The sequence below is a fragment of the Bradyrhizobium sp. BRP19 genome, from assembly GCF_020194195.1.
Lineage (GTDB): Bacteria > Pseudomonadota > Alphaproteobacteria > Rhizobiales > Xanthobacteraceae > Bradyrhizobium > Bradyrhizobium yuanmingense.
This window is the reverse complement of the sequence record NZ_JADYVZ010000004.1, coordinates 439521-457240: the sequence shown is the minus strand read 5'-3', so window position 1 is coordinate 457240 and position 17720 is coordinate 439521. Positions and strand designations below refer to the sequence as shown.

Below are 17720 nucleotides of genomic sequence, written 5' to 3'. Positions count from 1 at the left end.
CGAGACAACACCCAGCAGAGCAGACCTCGCCTGCCGCAACCTTGACGCAAATCAAGATCGAATGCGGCGGGTCAGCGCCGAGCGCAGGTCAATCGTCCGAACTGGCGAGCCCCAGCAGTTCCTGGCGCGTCAGCGCATTGTCGCGGAACACACCCAGCATACGGCTGGTGACGAGATCGGTCCCGGGCTTGTGCGCGCCGCGCGTGGTCATGCAGTGATGCGTCGCCTTGATGATGACGCCGACGCCTTCGGGCTTGAGCACGTCGTTGATGGTGTTGGCGATCTGTGCGGTCATCTTCTCCTGGATCTGGAGCCGTTTTGCGTAGACGTCCACCACGCGTGCGAGCTTGGAGATGCCGACGACGCGCCCCTGCGGAATATAGGCGACCCAGGCGCGACCGACGATCGGCGCCATGTGGTGCTCGCAATGGCTCTCGAAGCGAACGCCGCGCAGGACGATCATCTCGTCATAGCCCTCGATCTCCTCGAAGGTCTTTTGCAGGATCTCGGTCGGATCCTGCGCGTATCCGGAAAAATACTCTGCGAACGCGCGTGCAACGCGAGCAGGTGTCTCGCGCAAACCGTCGCGCGCGGGATCATCGCCGGCCCAGCGGATCATGGTCCGGATCGCCTCTTCGACCTCCGCCCTGTCAGGCCGATCGGTCGGCGTCTGCGCCACGGCGACACGTTCCAGCTTGCGCACTTGTGACTTCATCAAGCTTCTCCCCTGCAACGAGCCCGCATATGGAAGCGGGCCCACAGCTTGGACGGCCGCAATCGGAAAAGGTTCCCGAAAGTCGGGGAAATTTGGGGAACGGATGGATGGCCTAGTGCCGACCCGCCAATCCCCTCATGATGAGGTGCGCCGAGGGCGCCTCGGGGCCGCCTATGACGCAGCCGCTTTCCGCACGTCGATCACGGCCTGAGCCCATTCGGCCGGCCGCTCCTGCGGCAGATTATGACCGGCATCGGTGAAGACGCGCCGCTCGAAAAATGCCTCGAACTTGCGCGCGTGGTGGGCGGTGCCGGAATTGACGCCGTCGCTGTCGCCGTCGACCGCGATCGTCGGGACACGGATCGGCGGCTGCGCGGCGAGCTTTGCCTCGATCCCCGCATAGGCGGGATCGCCGGCCACGAGGGCGTAGCGATGGCGGTAGGAATGGATCACGACATCGACGAAATCGGGATTGTCGAAGGACACGGCGCTTGTCTCGAACGTCGCGTCGTCGAAGGCCCATTTCGGCGACCACATCGTCCAGAGCTGACGGGCAAAGCCGCGGCGGTTGCGCTCCAGCGCGCGGCGGCCGCGCTCGTTGTGGAATAAATATTGATACCAGAACGCCGCCTCCTCCGGCGGCGAAGCCGGCTCCATGGCGAGGGCGATGTTCTGGATATCGTAGGAATTGCCGGAGACGAGACCGACCACGCGCTCCGGATAGAGCGCCGAGACCACACAGGCGGCACGCCCGCCCCAATCGTAGCCGCCGACGACGGCGCGCCTGATACCGAGCGCATCCATGAAGGCCAGGAGATCGGCACCTAACGCCGCCTGCTCGCCGGAGCGCAGCGTCTCGGCGAAGCGAAACCGCGTCGGCCCGTAGCCGCGCAGCCAGGGCACCAGCACGCGGGCGCCGGCCTCGGCGAGGATCGGCGCGGTCTCGGCATAGGCGTTCGCGTCATAGGGAAAGCCGTGCCCCATGACGCAGGGCCAGCCGTCCGGCGCACCGTATTCGCGATAAGCGATGTCGAGGATATCAGTGGTGATGGTTTTTTGTTGCATGATTTGCTCACGGATGATCTCGTTGCGCAGAGCTCTTGTAGCCCGCATGGAGCGAAGCGCAATGCGGGGACGCCTGTATCCGCCAATCCCGGGTTTCGCTTACGCTCCATCCGGGCTACGAGGCTACAAGGGGCTTATTTCTGCGGACCGGACAGCGAGATGTCACGTTCGGCGCGGAACACGTTGCTGTAGAGGTTGGCGATCCATTGCCGGCCGATCTCGGTCTTGTTGAGATAGCCGATCTCGGTCTGGATGTGCGGAGCGACGCTGTTCCAATAGAATTGCGGGTAGCGGTTCACGATGTCGGCGGGCGAGTCGTAGCCGAGCTGGCGGTTGATGCCGACCTCCTCGAACTCGTAATAGAGCGCGTTGGCCTTGCGCAGATAGTTGGGATCGCCGAGCTGGCCGATGAAGTCGGCCGCACGCAGGATCGAGGCTTCGTCGTCGTATTCCTGGCCTTCACGGGCGGGAAAGCGCGTCCCCTCGATGGCGCGGGCAACGCGCTCCGGATCGACTCCCGGGATATGGCGCAGCCGCCGCGTCACATACAGCTTCGAGCGGTCGACGTGATACATCATCAGGCTCGCGTCCGATGCACCGCGCGGCAGCGAGATCTTGTTGTCGGCGGCGTCGATGACGAAGCCGTCGGCGTCATCCTCCTCGAACAGGCCGCGGACATAGCCGATGTCGTGGGCGAGGCAGGCGATCAGGACATGAACGTAATCTTCCGCCGAAAGATGGGTATGAAGGCTTCGGCCGCGGAGGATCGCCTGGGCGGCCAGGGTCACCAGCATCGTATGCTCGATATTGTGGTAGAGCGCATCGCTGTTGCCGATGCATTCCATCGCGGTACGGGTTGCGCTGGCAACGATGCTTGCGGAAGTCTCATCGTACCGGCGGCGCATGAAGTTGCCGAGGAACTGCTCCAGCGATTCAGCTGCCAGTCTGGGTAAGGTTATCATGGACGCAGCCCCGTCCGCCGCTGGTATCCCATGCCATCTCCCGACGTCTCATTCTTGTCGTCGACGCAGCGGGGAGCATAGCCCATCTTGGGCCGGGTAACCAAACTTCGGGGACGGAAAATACGCAAATACCTTACCGTCCCGCTGCGCAACATCACGGTTGCCGTCACAGTTCAGCACAACCCAAAGCGGCGGGAAGGCGGCCGCCGCTCAGGGCGCGGCCAGGATATCGGCGCCGTCGGCCGGGCGCAAAAGGCTTCTGGCGAGATAGAACAGCTCGACCAGCTTGCCGCGCTTGCCCGCCAGCGAGAAGATGTATTCGGGCGACTCCGCCTCGATTTCCGCGATCGCCACCTTCGCGATCCGGTCGATGCGGCTCGAGCCGTGCTCCCAGACGAAGCCGACGCCAAGCCGGTTGGCGACCGCCTCCAGCATCCCCTCGCGCGTATTGACGATGATCGCCGGACTGGCGCGCAGGTTGAGGGCGCGAAACGCCCGGTCGACGGCGCGCTGGGTCGCGGAATCCCGGGTCCGGAACACCAGCGGATATTGCACGAGGCCGGCGATGGACACGCGCGACTGGCGGCTGAGGTCGTGAACGGGATGGCAGATCGCAACGACGCGTTGCTGCACGCAGGGCTCGCGCCGGAAGCGGTTGTCCTGCGGCACCTCCGGCAATACGGCGACGTCGACGCGCTGGTCGACCACCGCGGCCATGATCGCCGACCAGCTGCCGATCTCGATGTTGATCTGGATCTTCGGATAGAGGTTGCGGAACGCCGCGATCAACGCCATGCCGGGCATGGCGTTGCCGAGCCCGATGCGAAGCTCACCCCCCGTGAGCTCGTCGCGCTGCTGCAGGATGGCGAGCGCATCCGCCTCGACCGCCTGCATGCGGCTCGTTGCGGCATAGAGCCGCCGGCACAGCGACGTCGCGATCAGGGTCTGGCCGTGTCGGTCGAACAGCGCCACCCCGAACTCGGCCTCCAGATCCCGCACCAGCTGCGCAACGGCCGGCTGCGACACCCCGAGCCGCCTTGCCGCAGCGGCAAAGCTGCCGGTCTCGAACACCGCATTGACCGCCCGGACACGCGACGACGTCAACGCCACAACAAGCAACCCAAGATCGTTCTTCCCCGTCTTCCGGACCTGAAAGCAAAACTTGGGACGACCATAAGCCGGGCCATTGACCGTTATGTGAATGTCAGACGCGCCTCCTACTCCTCGTGCGCCGCAAATGGGCCAGCAGGGGATCAGCGCGCATGGCGCAAATCGAACTTTCCGCAATCCGCAAGTCCTTTGACGGCACCGACGTCCTGAAAGGCATCGATTTCCGCATCGCCGACGGCGAATTCATCTCGCTGGTCGGCCCGTCCGGCTGCGGCAAGTCGACCCTGCTTCGCATCATTGCCGGGCTCGAGCCGCAGAATTCCGGCGAGGTCCGCATCGACGGCCGCCCCGTGGACGGCATTCGCCCGAGCGCGCGTAACCTCGCGATGGTGTTCCAATCCTATGCGCTTTATCCGCATTTGAGCGCCTTCGACAACATCGCGGTGCCGCTGCGGATGCGGCGCCTCTCCGCGATCGAGCGACTGCCGCTACTGGGTGCGCTGCTGCCGGGCCGGCGCGCCAAGGAACGGCACATTCGCGCCGACATCGAAGGCATCGCCGAGCAGCTCGACATCACCCCATTGCTGCGGCGCAAGCCCGGACAATTGTCCGGCGGACAGCGGCAACGCGTCGCGGTCGGACGCGCCATGGTGCGAGAGCCGGTGGCCTTCCTGTTCGACGAACCGCTCTCCAATCTCGACGCCAAGCTGCGCGTCCACATGCGCGCAGAGCTCGCCGAGCTGCATCGCCGCCTCAAGGCGACGTTCGTCTACGTCACGCACGACCAGGCCGAGGCGATGACGATGTCGAGCCGGATCGCCGTCATGATGGGCGGTGAGCTGGTCCAGGCCGGCACGCCGGCCGAGATCTACAACGAGCCCGGCGACATCCGCGTTGCCGAATTCATCGGCAGCCCCAAGATCAACGTTCTCCCCGGCCGGATCCGCAAGGACGGCGGCGTCGATGTGCTCGGGACCACGCTGAAGCTCACGTGCCATGCGGCGGCAGGCGATTGCCGCATCGGGGTCCGCCCGGAGCGGATCGAGCTCGGCACCGGGCCGTTCTCCGGAACCGTCGTCCATCTGGAAAATCTCGGCGCCGAGGCCTTCGTGCATCTGGCGGTCGAAGGCACCGGGTCGCGCCTGATCGCGCGGCTCGCGGACCTCAAGCATTTGCCGGCGATGGCAAGCTCCGTCGCCTTCGGCTTCGCACCAGACGCGGTGCGGATGTTCGATCCCGCCGGGAAGCGGATCGAGCTCAGAATGGAGCAGGCCGAGCGCATCCGTGAGCCCGCCCATGTCTGACGGCTCCATGACGATCGGGGCCGCCGGCGCTCCCGCGGGCACGACAAGGCGCACGCTGCCGGCCCATGGCAGCAGGCGGAGCCATGCCGCCTACGCGCTGGTGACGCCGGCCGCCGCGCTCATGCTGGTCATGCTGCTCGGTCCGCTCGCCGGCGTGATCGCCCTCTCCTTCACCGACTATCAGCTCGGCGCGCCGCATTTCTCCTGGATCGGGCTCGCCAATTACCAGGACCTGTTCGCCGACAAGGTGTTCTGGACCGCGCTGCGCAACACGCTGACTTACGTCGTGATCGTGGTGCCCGGCGCCGTGATCGCGGGCCTTGCGATCGCGCTTCTGATCCAGAGCGGCACCAGCCTGCGCAGCCTCTACCGGACGATCTATTTCCTCCCCGTCATGGCGACCCTGATCGCGATGGCGGTGGTGTGGGAATTCATGCTGCATCCGCAATTCGGCCTGGTGAACGGGCTGCTCCGCGGCGCGGGCCTGCCGGCCTTCGCATGGCTCCAGGACCGCAGCACCGCCCTCTATGCGCTGTGCGCGATCGGCATCTGGCAGGCCGTCGGCTTCAACATGGTGCTGTTCCTCGCCGGCCTCGTCTCCATTCCCAAGCAGCTCTACGAGGCGGCCGAGATCGACGGCGCCTCGAGCGGCTGGGCACGCTTCCGCCTCGTGACCTGGCCGATGCTGGGGCCGGTCACGACCTTCGTCGTCGTGATCTCCGGCATCCGCTCGTTCCAGGTGTTCGACACCGTGCACGTCTTGACCAAGGGCGGCCCGTCGAAATCCACCGAGGTTCTGATCCACACGATGTACACGGAAGGCTTCGAATTCTTCCGCTCGGGCTATGCCGCGGCCATCACCGTCGTCTTCCTGGTCTTCGTCCTCGCGCTCACCCTGATCAAATCGAGGCTCGCCGATCGCGGCGTGCACTACACATGAGCAACGCGCATCCCATCCCAGTCCGGGCGATCCTCCGCCACGTGCTGCTGATCGCGGGCGCCGCGCTCATGCTGGCCCCCTTCATCTGGATGATCTCGACCGCATCCAAGCCGCAGACCGAGATCTTCTCCAGCGAATTGCACCTGATCCCGCACCAGTTCGCGCTTGTCGAGAATCTGCGCGAGGCCTTCGCCAAGGCCAATCTGCTGCGCTTCCTGCTCAACGGAATCATCGTCACGGCCTCGATCTTCGTGCTGCAGGTGATGGTGGCGCTGCCGGCGGCCTACGCGCTCGCAAAACTCCGCTTCCTCGGCCGCGAGACGCTGTTCGCGCTCGTGCTGTTCGGGATCCTGATCCCGCCGCAGGCGACCGCGATCCCGGTCTTCCTGCTGCTGCACAAGATCGGCCTGCTCGACAGCTATGCCGCGCTGGTGCTGCCCTTCACGATCTCGGTGTTCGGCATCTTCCTGATGCGCCAGTTCTTCAAGACCGTGCCCGACGATCTCGTCGACGCCGCGCGCATGGACGGCATCTCCGAATTCGGCATCGTCTGGCGGGTGATGCTGCCGGCCGCGATTCCCGCAGTGACCGCCTTCGGCATCTTCTCCGTGGTCGCGCATTGGAACGACTATTTCTGGCCGCTGATCGTGCTCAACAGCGAGCATTTGCGCACGCCGCCGCTCGCGGTCGCCCATTTCCGCAACAGCGAGGCCGGCACCAGCTACGGCCCGCTGATGGCGGCGGCGATGGTGATCATCGCGCCGCTCGTCATCGCTTTCCTCTTTGCCCAGCGCCGTTTCATCGAGGGCATCACCCTCACCGGGATCAAGTAGCCACGTCACCTCAAACAAGGAGTCTATCATGCTGAAGACCATCATCGCCGCGGCGGCTCTGTCGCTTGCGGCCGGATCTGCGCTCGCGCAGACAAAGACCGAGATCGTGATGCAATATCCCTATCCGGAGCTGTTCACCGAGACGCACAAGCGCATCGCCGAGGAATTCACCAAGGTGCGCCCGGAGATCAAGGTCACGATGCGGGCGCCTTACGAATCCTACGAGGACGGCACCCAGAAGGTGCTGCGCGAGGCCGTGACCAATCAGACGCCTGACGTCTCGTTCCAGGGCTTGAACCGCATCCGCGTCCTGGTCGACAAGAACATCCCGGCCGAGCTCGACGGCTACATCGCCGCGGAGAAGGATTTCGACAAGCAGGGCTTCCACCAGGCGATGTTCGACATCGGCACCGCCAGCGGCAAGGTCTACGCCCTGCCCTTCGCGATCTCGCTGCCGATCGTCTACGTCAACCTCGACCTGGTCAAGCAGGCCGGCGGCGACGTGAACAATCTGCCGAAGAGCTGGGACGAGCTGATCGCGCTGGCCAAGAAGATCAAGGCGCTCGGCAACGACACCAACGGCGTCACCTATGCCTGGGACATCACCGGCAACTGGCTGTGGCAGGCGCCGGTGTTCGCGCGCGGCGGCACCATGCTCAATGCCGACGAGACCAAGGTCGCGTTCGACGGAGCGGAAGGCAAGTTCGCCATCAATACGATCGCGCGGCTCGTCAACGAGGCCGGCATGCCCAATCTCGACCAGCCGTCGATGCGCGCGGCGTTCGCGGCCGGCAAGACCGGCTTCCACGTCACCTCGACCTCGGACCTCAACAAGGTCACGCAGATGACCGGCGGCAAGTTCGCGCTGAAGACGATTCCGTTCCCGGACGTCGCCTCCACCAAGGGCAGGCTGCCGGCCGGCGGCAACGTCGTGCTGATCCTCGCCAAGGACAAGGCCAAGCGCGATGCCGCCTGGGAAGCGGTGAAATTCTGGACCGGCCCCAAGGGCGCCGCGATCATGGCGGAGACCACCGGTTACATGCCGCCGAACAAGGTCGCCAACGAGGTCTATCTGAAGGACTTCTACGTCAAGAACCCCAACAACTACACCGCGGTCAGCCAGCTCGCGCTGCTCACCAAATGGTACGCCTTCCCCGGCGACAACGGCCTGAAGATCACCGACGTGATCAAGGATCATCTCAATTCGATCATCTCGGGCGCCCGCGCAAAGGAGCCGGAGGCCGTCCTCGCCGACATGACGGCTGACGTGCAGAAGCTGCTGCCGAAGACCACAGGCGCGGCGCGCTGACCATCCTCACATCCCCCGGCACGGGACGTCCTCGGCGCCCCGTGCCGCCTCGATGACCGGAGCTGGCGATGAAACTGCTGCATCTGAGCGACATTCACCTGACGGCGCCCGGTGCGACCATCGGCGGCCGCGATCCGCGCGTCAATTTCGAGCGGGCGCTGGCGCATGCGCTGCACGATCATCACGACGCCGAATTGATGGTGATCACCGGCGACCTCTCGGATTGGGGCGATCTCGCCGATTATCAATGGCTCAAGCAGCGCCTCGACGCATATCCGCTGCCGGTGCGCCTGTGCATCGGCAACCATGATCGGCGCGCCGCCTTCCTGAGCGTGTTCCCCGACCTCGCCGACGACAACGGCTTCGTCCAGGGCATCCACGATACGGCTGCCGGCCGCTGCCTGTTCCTCGACACCGCCCATCCGGAAACGCACGCCGGCCGTTATTGCGACGATCGTCTCGGCTGGCTCGAGGCCCGGCTTACCGAGCATGACGGGCCGTTCCTGCTTTTCATGCACCATAACCCGATGCCTGTGCATCTCGTCCCGTTCGACCAGATCGGCCTGATCGACGAAGCTCCTTTCCGCCATCTCGTCAGCCGTCATCGTGCGAAGATCCGCCACGTCTTCTTCGGGCATTGCCACTTGCCTCTCGCAGGCTCGATTGCAGGCGTCCCCGTCTCGTCGCTGCGCGGCACCAACCATGCGAGCTTTCCGCTGTTCTCCGAGACGCAGCTGCTGAGCGCCTGCGACCTGCCGCAATCCTACGGCGTCGCATTTTTCGGGGAGGACTATGTGACCGTGCACATGGTGGAATACGGCTACGACGGTCCGATCCGCATCCAAGGTTCGCCCGACTACAAGGCCTGGGATCGCGAGACCATGGTGCGGTGACGGCGAGCGCCGACCCTTTCCAGGGGCGCGTATTCATAAGCCCGCGCTGCACTCCTTGGAGAGTCCGCTCCACCTCGATAGCAGCGCGCTGGCGTCCTCGCCCGGGTCGGAGATGGGCCAGAAGCTGACATCCGATGTGAGGCTACAAGGATCGGCGGAAATTTCGCGGCGTCGTGCCGACAATTCTGCGGAAAGTCTGGGCGAAAGCCGACGGCGTTGAATATCCGACTGCGAGCGCAACTTCACTGATCGATAGATTTGGATCATTCAGCAGGCGTTGTGCAAGCAACATGCGTTGCCGAGTTAGCCAGACATGCGGCGTCAATCCTGTCGAGAGACGGAACGCCGAGCAAAAATGATAGCGGCTGCGGCCGACCAGGGACGCTAGTTCGTCAAGGCCGATCGGCTTGTCGAGATGCGCCAGCATGTATTCGGTCACACGCCTGAGCTGCCAGCGCGCGAGCCCGCCGCGAGTATAAGCGAGGCTCTGCGGCATCTGCACTATGCTGTGCGAACGCAATAGCTGGATGCAGAGTAGGTCAACCGCGCGATCGACCAGCAACTTTGCCGAAGGATCGACAATGACGTCGGGGTCGCTGAGGATTGCAAGAAGCTGTGAGGTCACAGCGTCTTCGCTGCCGACGCGTGGCGCCAGCTCTACCTTGCCTCGCCCACCGATGAGTGTTCGGCAATGCTCCAGTCGTTCGTTGGTGAGATAGACATGGGACACGTGGAGCGGTCCTTCAACTTCCCAATCTCCATCATGCCGGTCGGGAATCACAGTGATAGAATTCGGCCGCAGCGGGGCAGAGAGCCGCCGTCGCTCAACCGTCCACGCACTGTGCTGAGGCTCTCCATAGTAGGTGCCGACAAGGTGTCCGGGCATGCCTGGGGCATAGCCATAACGCGTGCCGCGAACAAAACGATGAGTGAGTTGTGTGCCGCAGTTTAACTGGATGGGTGCCAAAGGCGGCGGGGCTTCCGATAGCAGCCGGACCATCGTCTGAAAAGGATTTCGATCAGGCATCGCTTTGGTTATGTCATATTTGGCCGCACCCGCGACAGGCGCTTCATCGACATACCATGTTTCACGACATGGCGGGAATGGAAGCTGCGGTCGAAATGTCGCAATGTCTGGCTGATTGCACAAATAGTGCGCATGATTGACTTCGCGGTATCGAGACAACTCCGATGGCAAGTGGCACGTGGGTTGGGCTTGATCTCATTGCGCCCGGTCTACCACTCACAGCTGGGCTGCCTTGGCCGCGATGGGCGAGAAGCAGAGTCCACAGGCGCGGGCGCCACTTCGTCGCAAGATTGCGATAGTCGCCGCAATATCGGAACGGTGCGTCCGTCGGGATCATGGCCTACTGGGCCGGATCATCCGAGGGGATCCCGACCACCATGAAAAACCAAGAACCGTTCGCCGCCGGCGCTGCTGAGACCGAAAGCACGCGGGGCGGAGTATCGCGCCGTTCGCTCCTGCTGACTGTCGGCGGAGCGGCTTCCATGGCGGTGGTGCCCCAGGTTACCGCGCAACCCGCATCCGAAAGCAAGCCCGCTGCATCGACGGCACGGGTTCGTCTGAACGTGAACGGAACGAGACAGGAGCTCGACTTGGATACGCGGCAATCCCTGCTCGACCTTCTGCGCGAAGATCTCGGTCTCACCGGTACGAAGAAGGGCTGCAATCAGGGCGCCTGCGGCGCTTGCACCATCCTTCTCAACGGCAGGCGGGTCGTGTCGTGTCTGACGCTGGCTGCGATGCATGACGGGGCCATTGTCGAGACGATCGAGGGCCTCGAGAAGAATGGTGAGCTTCATCCGCTCCAGAGCGCATTCGTCGAGCACGACGGCTTGCAGTGCGGCTTCTGTACCCCCGGGCAGATCATGTCGGCCGTCGGCTGCATCGCCGAAGGCCATGCGGGCTCGCCGGAGGACATTCGGTTCTGGATGAGCGGCAATATCTGTCGCTGCGGGGCGTATCCCGGGATCGTCGCCGCCGTTGCCGACGCCGCCAAGAGGGTCTGACCATGCTCCCGTTCACGATCGAGAAGGTGACCTCCATCGAGGCCGCCGTCGCCGCCGCATCCTCCGGAGGCCGCCTCATCGCCGGCGGCACGACATTGGTCGATCTCATGCGCGACGAGGTGGAGCAGCCACAGCAGCTCGTCGACATCAACGCGCTTCCGCTGTCCGGTATTCGCGTCGACCGGTCCGACCTCGTCATCGGCGCGCTCGCGCGGATGGCCGACATCGCCGCCCATTCCGATGTTCAGCGTCTTTACCCGCTGATCTCCGAGAGCCTGATCGAGGGCGCCTCGCCGCAACTGCGCAACATGGCCTCGATCGGCGGCAACCTGCTCCAGCGCGTGCGCTGCCCCTACTTTCGGATGCTCGACGCATCCTGCAACAAGCGCAGCCCTGGCTCGGGTTGCGCCGCACGCGACGGCCTGAATGCCGGTCACGCCATTCTCGGCACCAGCGATCACTGCGTGGCGACGCACCCCTCGGACGTTGCGGTCGCGCTGGTCGCGCTCGATGCCACTATGCGGGTCAGGGGGCCGAAGGGCGAGCGCACTTTCCCGGTCGAGGAGCTGTTTCGCTTGCCCGGCGACACTCCCCATCTCGAACACACGCTGCTGCCGGGCGAGCTCATCGTTGAAGTGCGGGTCCCCGAGGGGCCTGATAGCCGCCGGGCGCGCTATCTCAAGGTGCGCGACCGCGCGTCCTACGAATTTGCGCTGGTCTCCGCGGCAGCGGCGCTCGACGTTGTGGACGGCGTGATCCGCGGCGCGCGGCTCGCGGTTGGCGGGGTCGGCACCCGACCTTGGCGCATGCGCGCGGTGGAAGCGGCGCTAATCGGCAAGGTACCGGGCCGGCAGGTGTTTGAGGCGGCCGCCCGATCGGCGTTGGAAGGGGCCCGCCCGCTGTCCGGCAATCATTACAAACTCGAACTCCTGCCGCGGACGATCGTCCGCGCCTTCGAAATGACGGGAGGAATTGCATGACCATCAGCGTCATCGGACAGCCGCTGCCCCGCGTGGATGGCCGTGCCAAGGTCACGGGCTCCGCGCGGTACGCGGCCGATTTTAATCAGCCCGGCCAGGCCTATGCCGTGATCGTCAGCGCCACAATAGGGCTTGGACGAGTGACCGGCGTGGACAGCGCGGCGGTCGAGAAGATGCCGGGCGTTCTCGCCGTCCTCTCGCATCTCAACGCGCCACGCCTGGCGTACCGCCCGCACAAGAGCTACATCGATCCGGCGACGGGCGAGCGGCTGCATGTGCTGCAGGACGACCATGTGCGCTTCCACGGACAGCCGGTGGCGCTCGTCGTTGCCGCAACCATTGCGCAGGCGGAGCGCGCCGCCGCGGCGCTGCGCCTCACCTACAAGGCCGAGCGGCCAATCATCGATTCCGCAGGTCCCGAAGCCCGTCCCATCGTGCCCGAGGCTGGCAAACAGCCGGACGCCCGGCTGCCCGCCGACAAGGCGCGCGGAAGTGCGGATAAGGCCCTGGCCGACGCGCCGGTGAAGGTCGATGAGACCTATGACATCGCGCGCGAGAACCACAATCCGATGGAGCCGCATGCGACGATCGCCAGCTGGAACGGCGACCGCCTGACGCTTTGGAGCAAGAGCCAGTTCGTCGTCAACGAGCAGGCCGAGATCGCGGCGATCTTCGGTCTGTCGCCCGAAAAAGTGACGGTCATCTGCCCGTTCATCGGCGGGGCCTTCGGGACCTCGCTCAGAACCTGGCCCCATGTGACGCTCGCGGCCATGGCCGCCCGGCACGTGGGGCGCCCGGTGAAGCTCGTCCTAACGCGTAAGCAGATGTTCTTCACCACCGGACATCGGCCGCGCACGGTGCAGAGGATCGCTCTCGGCGCCACGGCGGACGGAACGCTCATCAGCGTGGTGCACGAAGGCACGGGCGAGACCAGTCGCTACGAAGAATTCATGGAAGCTCTGACCTCGGTCACGACGTTCCTCTACTCCTCGCCCAACGTGCGGACGCGCTACCGTCTGGTCCCGCTCGATACCGGAACGCCAAACCACATGCGTGGTCCCGGTGAGGCCAGCGGCGTTTTCGCGCTCGAATGCGCCATGGACGAGTTGGCTTATAAGCTCCGCCTGGATCCGATCGATCTGCGGCGCCGGAACGAGCCGGAGATCGACGAGGGAGAAAACAAGCCCTTCTCCAGCCGATCGCTGATGAAATGCTACGATCTCGGGGCCGAACGGTTCGGCTGGTCGCGCCGTACGCCCGAACCGCGCTCGATGCGCGACGGCCGCCTGCTGATCGGGATGGGAGTAGCCTCGGCAAGCTATCCCGCCTTTCACGCACCGGCCACTGCGCGGGCGCGGCTGCTTCGCGACGGGACAGCCGAGGTCGAGATCGCGGCCAGCGACATGGGTCCGGGCACCTATACGTCGATGACGCAGGTCGCCGCCGAGACTCTCGGGCTCCCTGTCGAAAAGGTGCGCTTCAGCCTTGGTCGCTCGGATTATCCGCCTGCCCCATCCCACGGCGGCTCTTGGACCATGGCCTCGGTGGGCTCCGCGATCCGCGCCGCCTGCATCGCCGTGCGGGAACAGGCCGCGAAGGGCCGGAACGATCGACCGATCGAAGCCACGGCATCGTCTCAGCGCGACCCCGAGGCCGCTGCCAGGTTCTCGATGCATTCATTCGGCGCCGTCTTCGTCGAGGTCGCCGTCGATCCCGACGTCGGCACGATCCGCGTCCGCCGCGCGGTCGGCGCCTATGGCATCGGCCGCGTCGTCAACCCGCGTCTCGCCCACAGCCAATGCACCGGCGGCATGGTCGGCGGCATCGGTATGGCGCTGATGGAGCGCACCGTTCTCGACGCGCGCGACGGCCGGCCGGTCAACGCTCACATGGCCGACTACCTGATGCCCGTCAACCTGGACATTCCCCAGATCGAAGCGCACTTCGTCGAGGAGGCTGATCCGCACGTCAATGAACTCGGGGTCAAGGGTCTCGGCGAAATCGCCCTGGTCGGTATCGCCCCCGCGATCGCAAACGCCGTCTTTCATGCGACCGGCAAGCGCGTCCGCACCCTGCCGATCCGGATCGAAGACGTGCTGACCGCTTAGCGCTGTAAAGAGGGCGGCATACGCCACTCCTGGGCATGTGGTTGTGCTGCATCGAAGAGGCTGACGTACCCACCCTACTCCACCAGCAGCACGTCGACGGCGACGCCGAGCTTCTGCTTGGGCGAGCCGACGATGATGCCGTCGACCGGCGAGACGTCGGAAAAATCGCGCCCCATTGCGAGCACGATGTGATCGTTGCCGATGAGGAGATCGTTGGTCGGATCGAGATCGACCCAGCCAAGCTCGGCCCCGCACCAGAGAGACACCCAGGCATGGGTGGCGTCGGCCCCTTGCAGCCGCGGCTGGCCCGGCGGCGGAATGGTGCGCAGATAGCCGCTGACATAGGCCGCCGGCAGGCCGAGCCCGCGCAGCCCGGCAATCATGACATGCGCAAAGTCCTGGCAGACGCCGTGACGCTTGTCGAAGACTTCGTCGAGCGGCGTCGAGATCACGGTCGCCTTCGGATCGTAGCGGAATTCGCCGCGGATGCGTCGCATCAGGTCGACGGCGCCGGTGAGGATGCCCACGCCGGGCGGAAAGCTCACCCCGGCATAGGCGCTGACCGGGCGCAGCACCGGCACCAGGGGGCTGGCAAAGACATAACCGACCGGCGAGGACGGCCCGAGGCTGGTGGCTTCGAACGCGATGTCGCGGACGCTCTCCCAGGGCGGGCTGACCGCATCGCGCGCCGGCGGTCGGCGCGAGATCGAAACCCGCGAGCGCGAGTCGATGCGCAGATTGCGATGCGCGGCTTCGATCGTCACGCTCTCGGTCAGCGTGCCGAAGAAGTCGCGCCGCACATTGCGCTCGGCCGGGCGCGGTTGGATCTCGACCTCGTGCGAGATCAGCTCCTGGCCGACGCCGATTCTGGGCTCCAGCCGCAGCGTGCAGCGGGCGAAGCTGACGGGATTCTCGTACTCGTAGGTGGTGACGTGACGGATGTCGTAGATCACGCCAGCCCCGTCAACTTTTCCGGCCGGCTGGCATTGGGACCGTGCGGGAAGTAGTGCTGCCCGATCGCCTCGCCGAGGCTGAGCAGATCCTGCTCCAGGGCGAACAGCGTCTTGACCTCGAGCTTCTCGGCCTCGGCGGTCGCGAGCATCGCCTGCATCGCCACGGCGAGACGCTGCGGTTTCTCGATCAGGCCATGCTCCTTCAGGCTCGGCAGCGCCGCAATGTGCTCGTTCAGCGTCGTCACCTGAAACGCCACCGAACGCGGATTGTAGCCGTCGAGCACCGCGAGGTCGCGCACCGGGGCCAGAATGGGCGCCAGCAGATAACGCGAGCGGTAGGTGATCTGGCAATCCACGAGCGTCAGCAGGATGTCGAGATCCTCGTCGCCGGCCTCGTCATAGGCGAACTGGCGGGTGAAGCGCGTGGTGTTGATGGCGCGCTCGATGCGGCGGCCGATGTCGAGGAAGCGCCAGCCCGCGGCGCGATTCATATTCTCCTGCGCGAGCCCTGCGAAGCTCGCCAGCTCCTGCAAGGTCAGCTCGGCGGCGCTCAGCACGCTGTCGTCGTCCTCCACCTCGATGGCGAGGCGCTCGGCCATCTCGGTGATCACCTGCCAGGCATCGGGCGACAGCCGCTCGCGCAAGGAGGTCGCCGTGCGCTGCGCCGCCCTCACCAGCGACAGGGCCGAGCCGAAACGCTCCGCGCCCTGCAGCGCTTCGGCGACGATACGCCCCGCGGCCGTGCGCGAGGATTGCGAGACCGCGCCCCAGGCGACAAGGAGGCGCTGGATGCGTTCGGCCGATTGCACCGAGGCCGCCGTGCCCTTGTTCGGCCCGCTCGGCGAGCCCAAAGCGCGCACCAGCCGCAGCGTCGCCTCGGCGCGCTCGAGATAGCGGCCGAGCCAGAACAGATTGTCGGCGGCGCGGCTCGGCAGCACGCCAGCGATGCGGCGGATGCGCACCTTGTCGGTCGCCGGCAGGAGCGTCGCGGTCGCGACCTGCTTGTCGGAGACGACCCAGACGTCGGCGGCGCGCGCGCCGTCGCCCATCGACACCGCGCGCGCGTCCGGCTGCTCGGCGATGCGGCAGAAGCCGCCGGGCATGATGGCCCAGCCGTCCGGCGTGGCGGCGGCGAACACGCGCAGCACGAAGGGGCGCGGCGTGAGCTGCCCGTGCTCCCACACCGGCATGGTCGAGAGCCGCACCACCTCCTGGCCGACATAGTCCATGCCGCGCGCGCTGATCGCATCGATCAGGCGCTGCCGTCCGCTGGCGTCGAGCTCGCTCGCGAGCACCGGACCATTGCTGTCGAAACCGGGAACGCCGCGCCGATAGGCGCCTTCGATCGCGACCTCGTCGAGCCGCGCCAGCACCTCGTCGCGCGCCACGCGCTGGCCGCACCACCAGGTCGCGATGTGCGGCATCTTCAGGTCTTCGCCGAGCAGGCGGCGGCTCAGGGCCGGCAGGAAGCCGAGCAGCGCCCGCGCCTCCAAAACGCCCGAGCCCGGCATGTTGGCGACGACGACGCCGTCCTTGCGCAGCACGTCGATCAGGCCGGGCACACCGAGCCGGGAGGAGGCATCGAGCTCGAGCGGGTCGAGCGAGTTGGAATCGACCCGGCGCAAGAGCACATCCAGCCGCTTCAGGCCGGCGACGGTGCGGATGTGGACGCGGTCGTCGCTGACCGCGAGATCGTCGCCCTCGACCAGCAGGAAGCCGAGATAGCGCGCCAGCGTCGCGTGCTCGAAATAGGTCTCGCTGAAGCTGCCGGGGGTGAGCACGCCGATCCTGGGCTCGTCGCGATCGGCGCGCGCGCGCAAGCTGTCGCGGAACGCCTCGAAGAACGGCGCGACGCGCGGCACGTTCATCGACTTGTAGAGATCGGAGAAGGCGCGCGACAGCACCAGGCGGTTCTCCAGCGCGTAGCCCGCACCCGATGGCGCCTGGGTGCGGTCGCCGAGCACCCACCAGCGGCCGTCGGGCCCGCGGCCGACATCGGCGGCATAGATCGAGAGATAACGTCCGCCGGGCGGCGGCACGCCGCAGACCGGACGGAGATATTCGGGACTGCCGGCGATCGCCGCGGCCGGGAGCGCGCCTTCGGCCACGAGGCGCCCCTCGCCATAAATGTCGCGCAGCACGCGCTCGAGCAGCTCGGCGCGCTGGGTGATGCCGGCGCAAAGCTGCTGCCAGTCGGCCTCGTCGATCAAAAGCGGCAGATGGCTGATCGACCAGGGCCGGTCGGCGCTATCGCCGGGCGCGCGGTAGGTGACGCCGGCCTCGCGGAGATGGCGATCGGCCATGCCGAAGCGGCGCTCGATCTCGTCGGGCGCCAGCGCGCCGAAGGCGTCGAAGAAGCGGCTCCAGACCGCGCGCGGCGCACCGTCGGGCCCCAGGAACTCGTCGGGGATGCCGGGCAGGCGGCTATAGTCGCGGACCCACTGCGCAATCCGCTGCTGGGCATTTGCCCTGCCCGCCTGGTCGTTGTCTTCGGCTGCGCCCTCGCCCATGGGCCTT

15 protein-coding genes are annotated in these 17720 nt (G+C 65.9%); 8 read left to right on the top strand and 7 right to left on the bottom strand.

Features of this window, described 5'->3' with window-relative positions; all coding sequences use genetic code 11:
- Positions 1-88: 88 nt before the first annotated feature.
- The 4 genes from folE to I6F36_RS16625 all read right to left on the bottom strand — a co-directional run bounded on the left by folE (position 89) and on the right by I6F36_RS16625 (position 3852).
- Positions 89-715, bottom strand: coding sequence for a GTP cyclohydrolase I FolE (gene folE / locus I6F36_RS16640; RefSeq protein WP_225171791.1), 627 nt, complete (start codon positions 713-715; stop codon positions 89-91).
- Positions 716-886: 171 nt separating this feature from the next.
- On the bottom strand, positions 887-1780 hold the full coding sequence (locus tag I6F36_RS16635; RefSeq protein WP_225171790.1) for an alpha/beta fold hydrolase: 894 nt from the start codon (positions 1778-1780) through the stop codon (positions 887-889).
- Positions 1781-1914: 134 nt separating this feature from the next.
- Entirely contained in the window at positions 1915-2742 is an 828-nt protein-coding gene (locus I6F36_RS16630; protein WP_036023069.1) for an HD domain-containing protein, read from the bottom strand.
- A 210-nt stretch (positions 2743-2952) separates the two neighbouring features.
- Complete coding sequence (locus tag I6F36_RS16625; protein ID WP_225171789.1) at positions 2953-3852, bottom strand: LysR family transcriptional regulator; 900 nt, start codon at positions 3850-3852, stop codon at positions 2953-2955.
- Between the two features lie 152 nt (positions 3853-4004).
- On the opposite strand from I6F36_RS16625, the gene I6F36_RS16620 reads away from it, so the two are divergent.
- From I6F36_RS16620 to I6F36_RS16600, 5 genes are all read left to right on the top strand, one after another.
- Positions 4005-5156: an ABC transporter ATP-binding protein gene (locus I6F36_RS16620; RefSeq protein ID WP_225171788.1), complete on the top strand. Its 1152-nt coding sequence runs from the start codon at positions 4005-4007 to the stop codon at positions 5154-5156.
- 121 nt (positions 5157-5277) lie between these two features.
- On the top strand, positions 5278-6096 hold the full coding sequence (locus I6F36_RS16615) for a sugar ABC transporter permease (RefSeq protein WP_338076430.1): 819 nt from the start codon (positions 5278-5280) through the stop codon (positions 6094-6096).
- The gene (locus I6F36_RS16610; RefSeq protein WP_225171787.1) at positions 6093-6929 is read left to right on the top strand and encodes a carbohydrate ABC transporter permease; all 837 of its coding nucleotides are present in this window, start codon (positions 6093-6095) and stop codon (positions 6927-6929) included. Before I6F36_RS16615 ends, I6F36_RS16610 begins: the two co-directional genes overlap by 4 nt.
- 28 nt (positions 6930-6957) lie before the next feature.
- The gene (locus I6F36_RS16605; protein ID WP_225127287.1) at positions 6958-8238 is read left to right on the top strand and encodes an ABC transporter substrate-binding protein; all 1281 of its coding nucleotides are present in this window, start codon (positions 6958-6960) and stop codon (positions 8236-8238) included.
- Between the two features lie 68 nt (positions 8239-8306).
- Positions 8307-9131: a phosphodiesterase gene (locus I6F36_RS16600; RefSeq protein WP_225127289.1), complete on the top strand. Its 825-nt coding sequence runs from the start codon at positions 8307-8309 to the stop codon at positions 9129-9131.
- A gap of 142 nt (positions 9132-9273) precedes the next feature.
- Here the strand turns inward: I6F36_RS16600 and I6F36_RS39865 are convergent, their stop codons facing one another.
- Positions 9274-9861 carry a helix-turn-helix domain-containing protein gene (locus tag I6F36_RS39865; RefSeq protein WP_158284419.1) on the bottom strand — a complete coding sequence of 196 codons (588 nt, stop codon included), beginning with the start codon at positions 9859-9861 and terminating at the stop codon, positions 9274-9276.
- Between the two features lie 779 nt (positions 9862-10640).
- On the opposite strand from I6F36_RS39865, the gene I6F36_RS16590 reads away from it, so the two are divergent.
- From I6F36_RS16590 to I6F36_RS16580, 3 genes are read left to right on the top strand one after another with little or no spacing between them, the layout of a single operon-like run.
- On the top strand, positions 10641-11162 hold the full coding sequence (locus I6F36_RS16590) for a (2Fe-2S)-binding protein (protein WP_085968940.1): 522 nt from the start codon (positions 10641-10643) through the stop codon (positions 11160-11162).
- 2 nt (positions 11163-11164) lie between these two features.
- On the top strand, positions 11165-12142 hold the full coding sequence (locus I6F36_RS16585) for a xanthine dehydrogenase family protein subunit M (RefSeq protein ID WP_225127291.1): 978 nt from the start codon (positions 11165-11167) through the stop codon (positions 12140-12142).
- The gene (locus I6F36_RS16580; RefSeq protein WP_225171786.1) at positions 12139-14250 is read left to right on the top strand and encodes a xanthine dehydrogenase family protein molybdopterin-binding subunit; all 2112 of its coding nucleotides are present in this window, start codon (positions 12139-12141) and stop codon (positions 14248-14250) included. The genes I6F36_RS16585 and I6F36_RS16580 overlap by 4 nt, the downstream gene beginning before the upstream one ends.
- Before the next feature lie 74 nt (positions 14251-14324).
- Here the strand turns inward: I6F36_RS16580 and I6F36_RS16575 are convergent, their stop codons facing one another.
- Together I6F36_RS16575 and I6F36_RS16570 are read right to left on the bottom strand one after the other, a co-directional pair.
- Positions 14325-15203, bottom strand: a complete 879-nt coding sequence (locus I6F36_RS16575; protein WP_225127295.1) for a transglutaminase family protein — start codon at positions 15201-15203, stop codon at positions 14325-14327.
- Positions 15200-17713 carry a circularly permuted type 2 ATP-grasp protein gene (locus tag I6F36_RS16570; protein WP_109144443.1) on the bottom strand — a complete coding sequence of 838 codons (2514 nt, stop codon included), beginning with the start codon at positions 17711-17713 and terminating at the stop codon, positions 15200-15202. The genes I6F36_RS16575 and I6F36_RS16570 overlap by 4 nt, the downstream gene beginning before the upstream one ends.
- Positions 17714-17720: the final 7 nt, after the last annotated feature.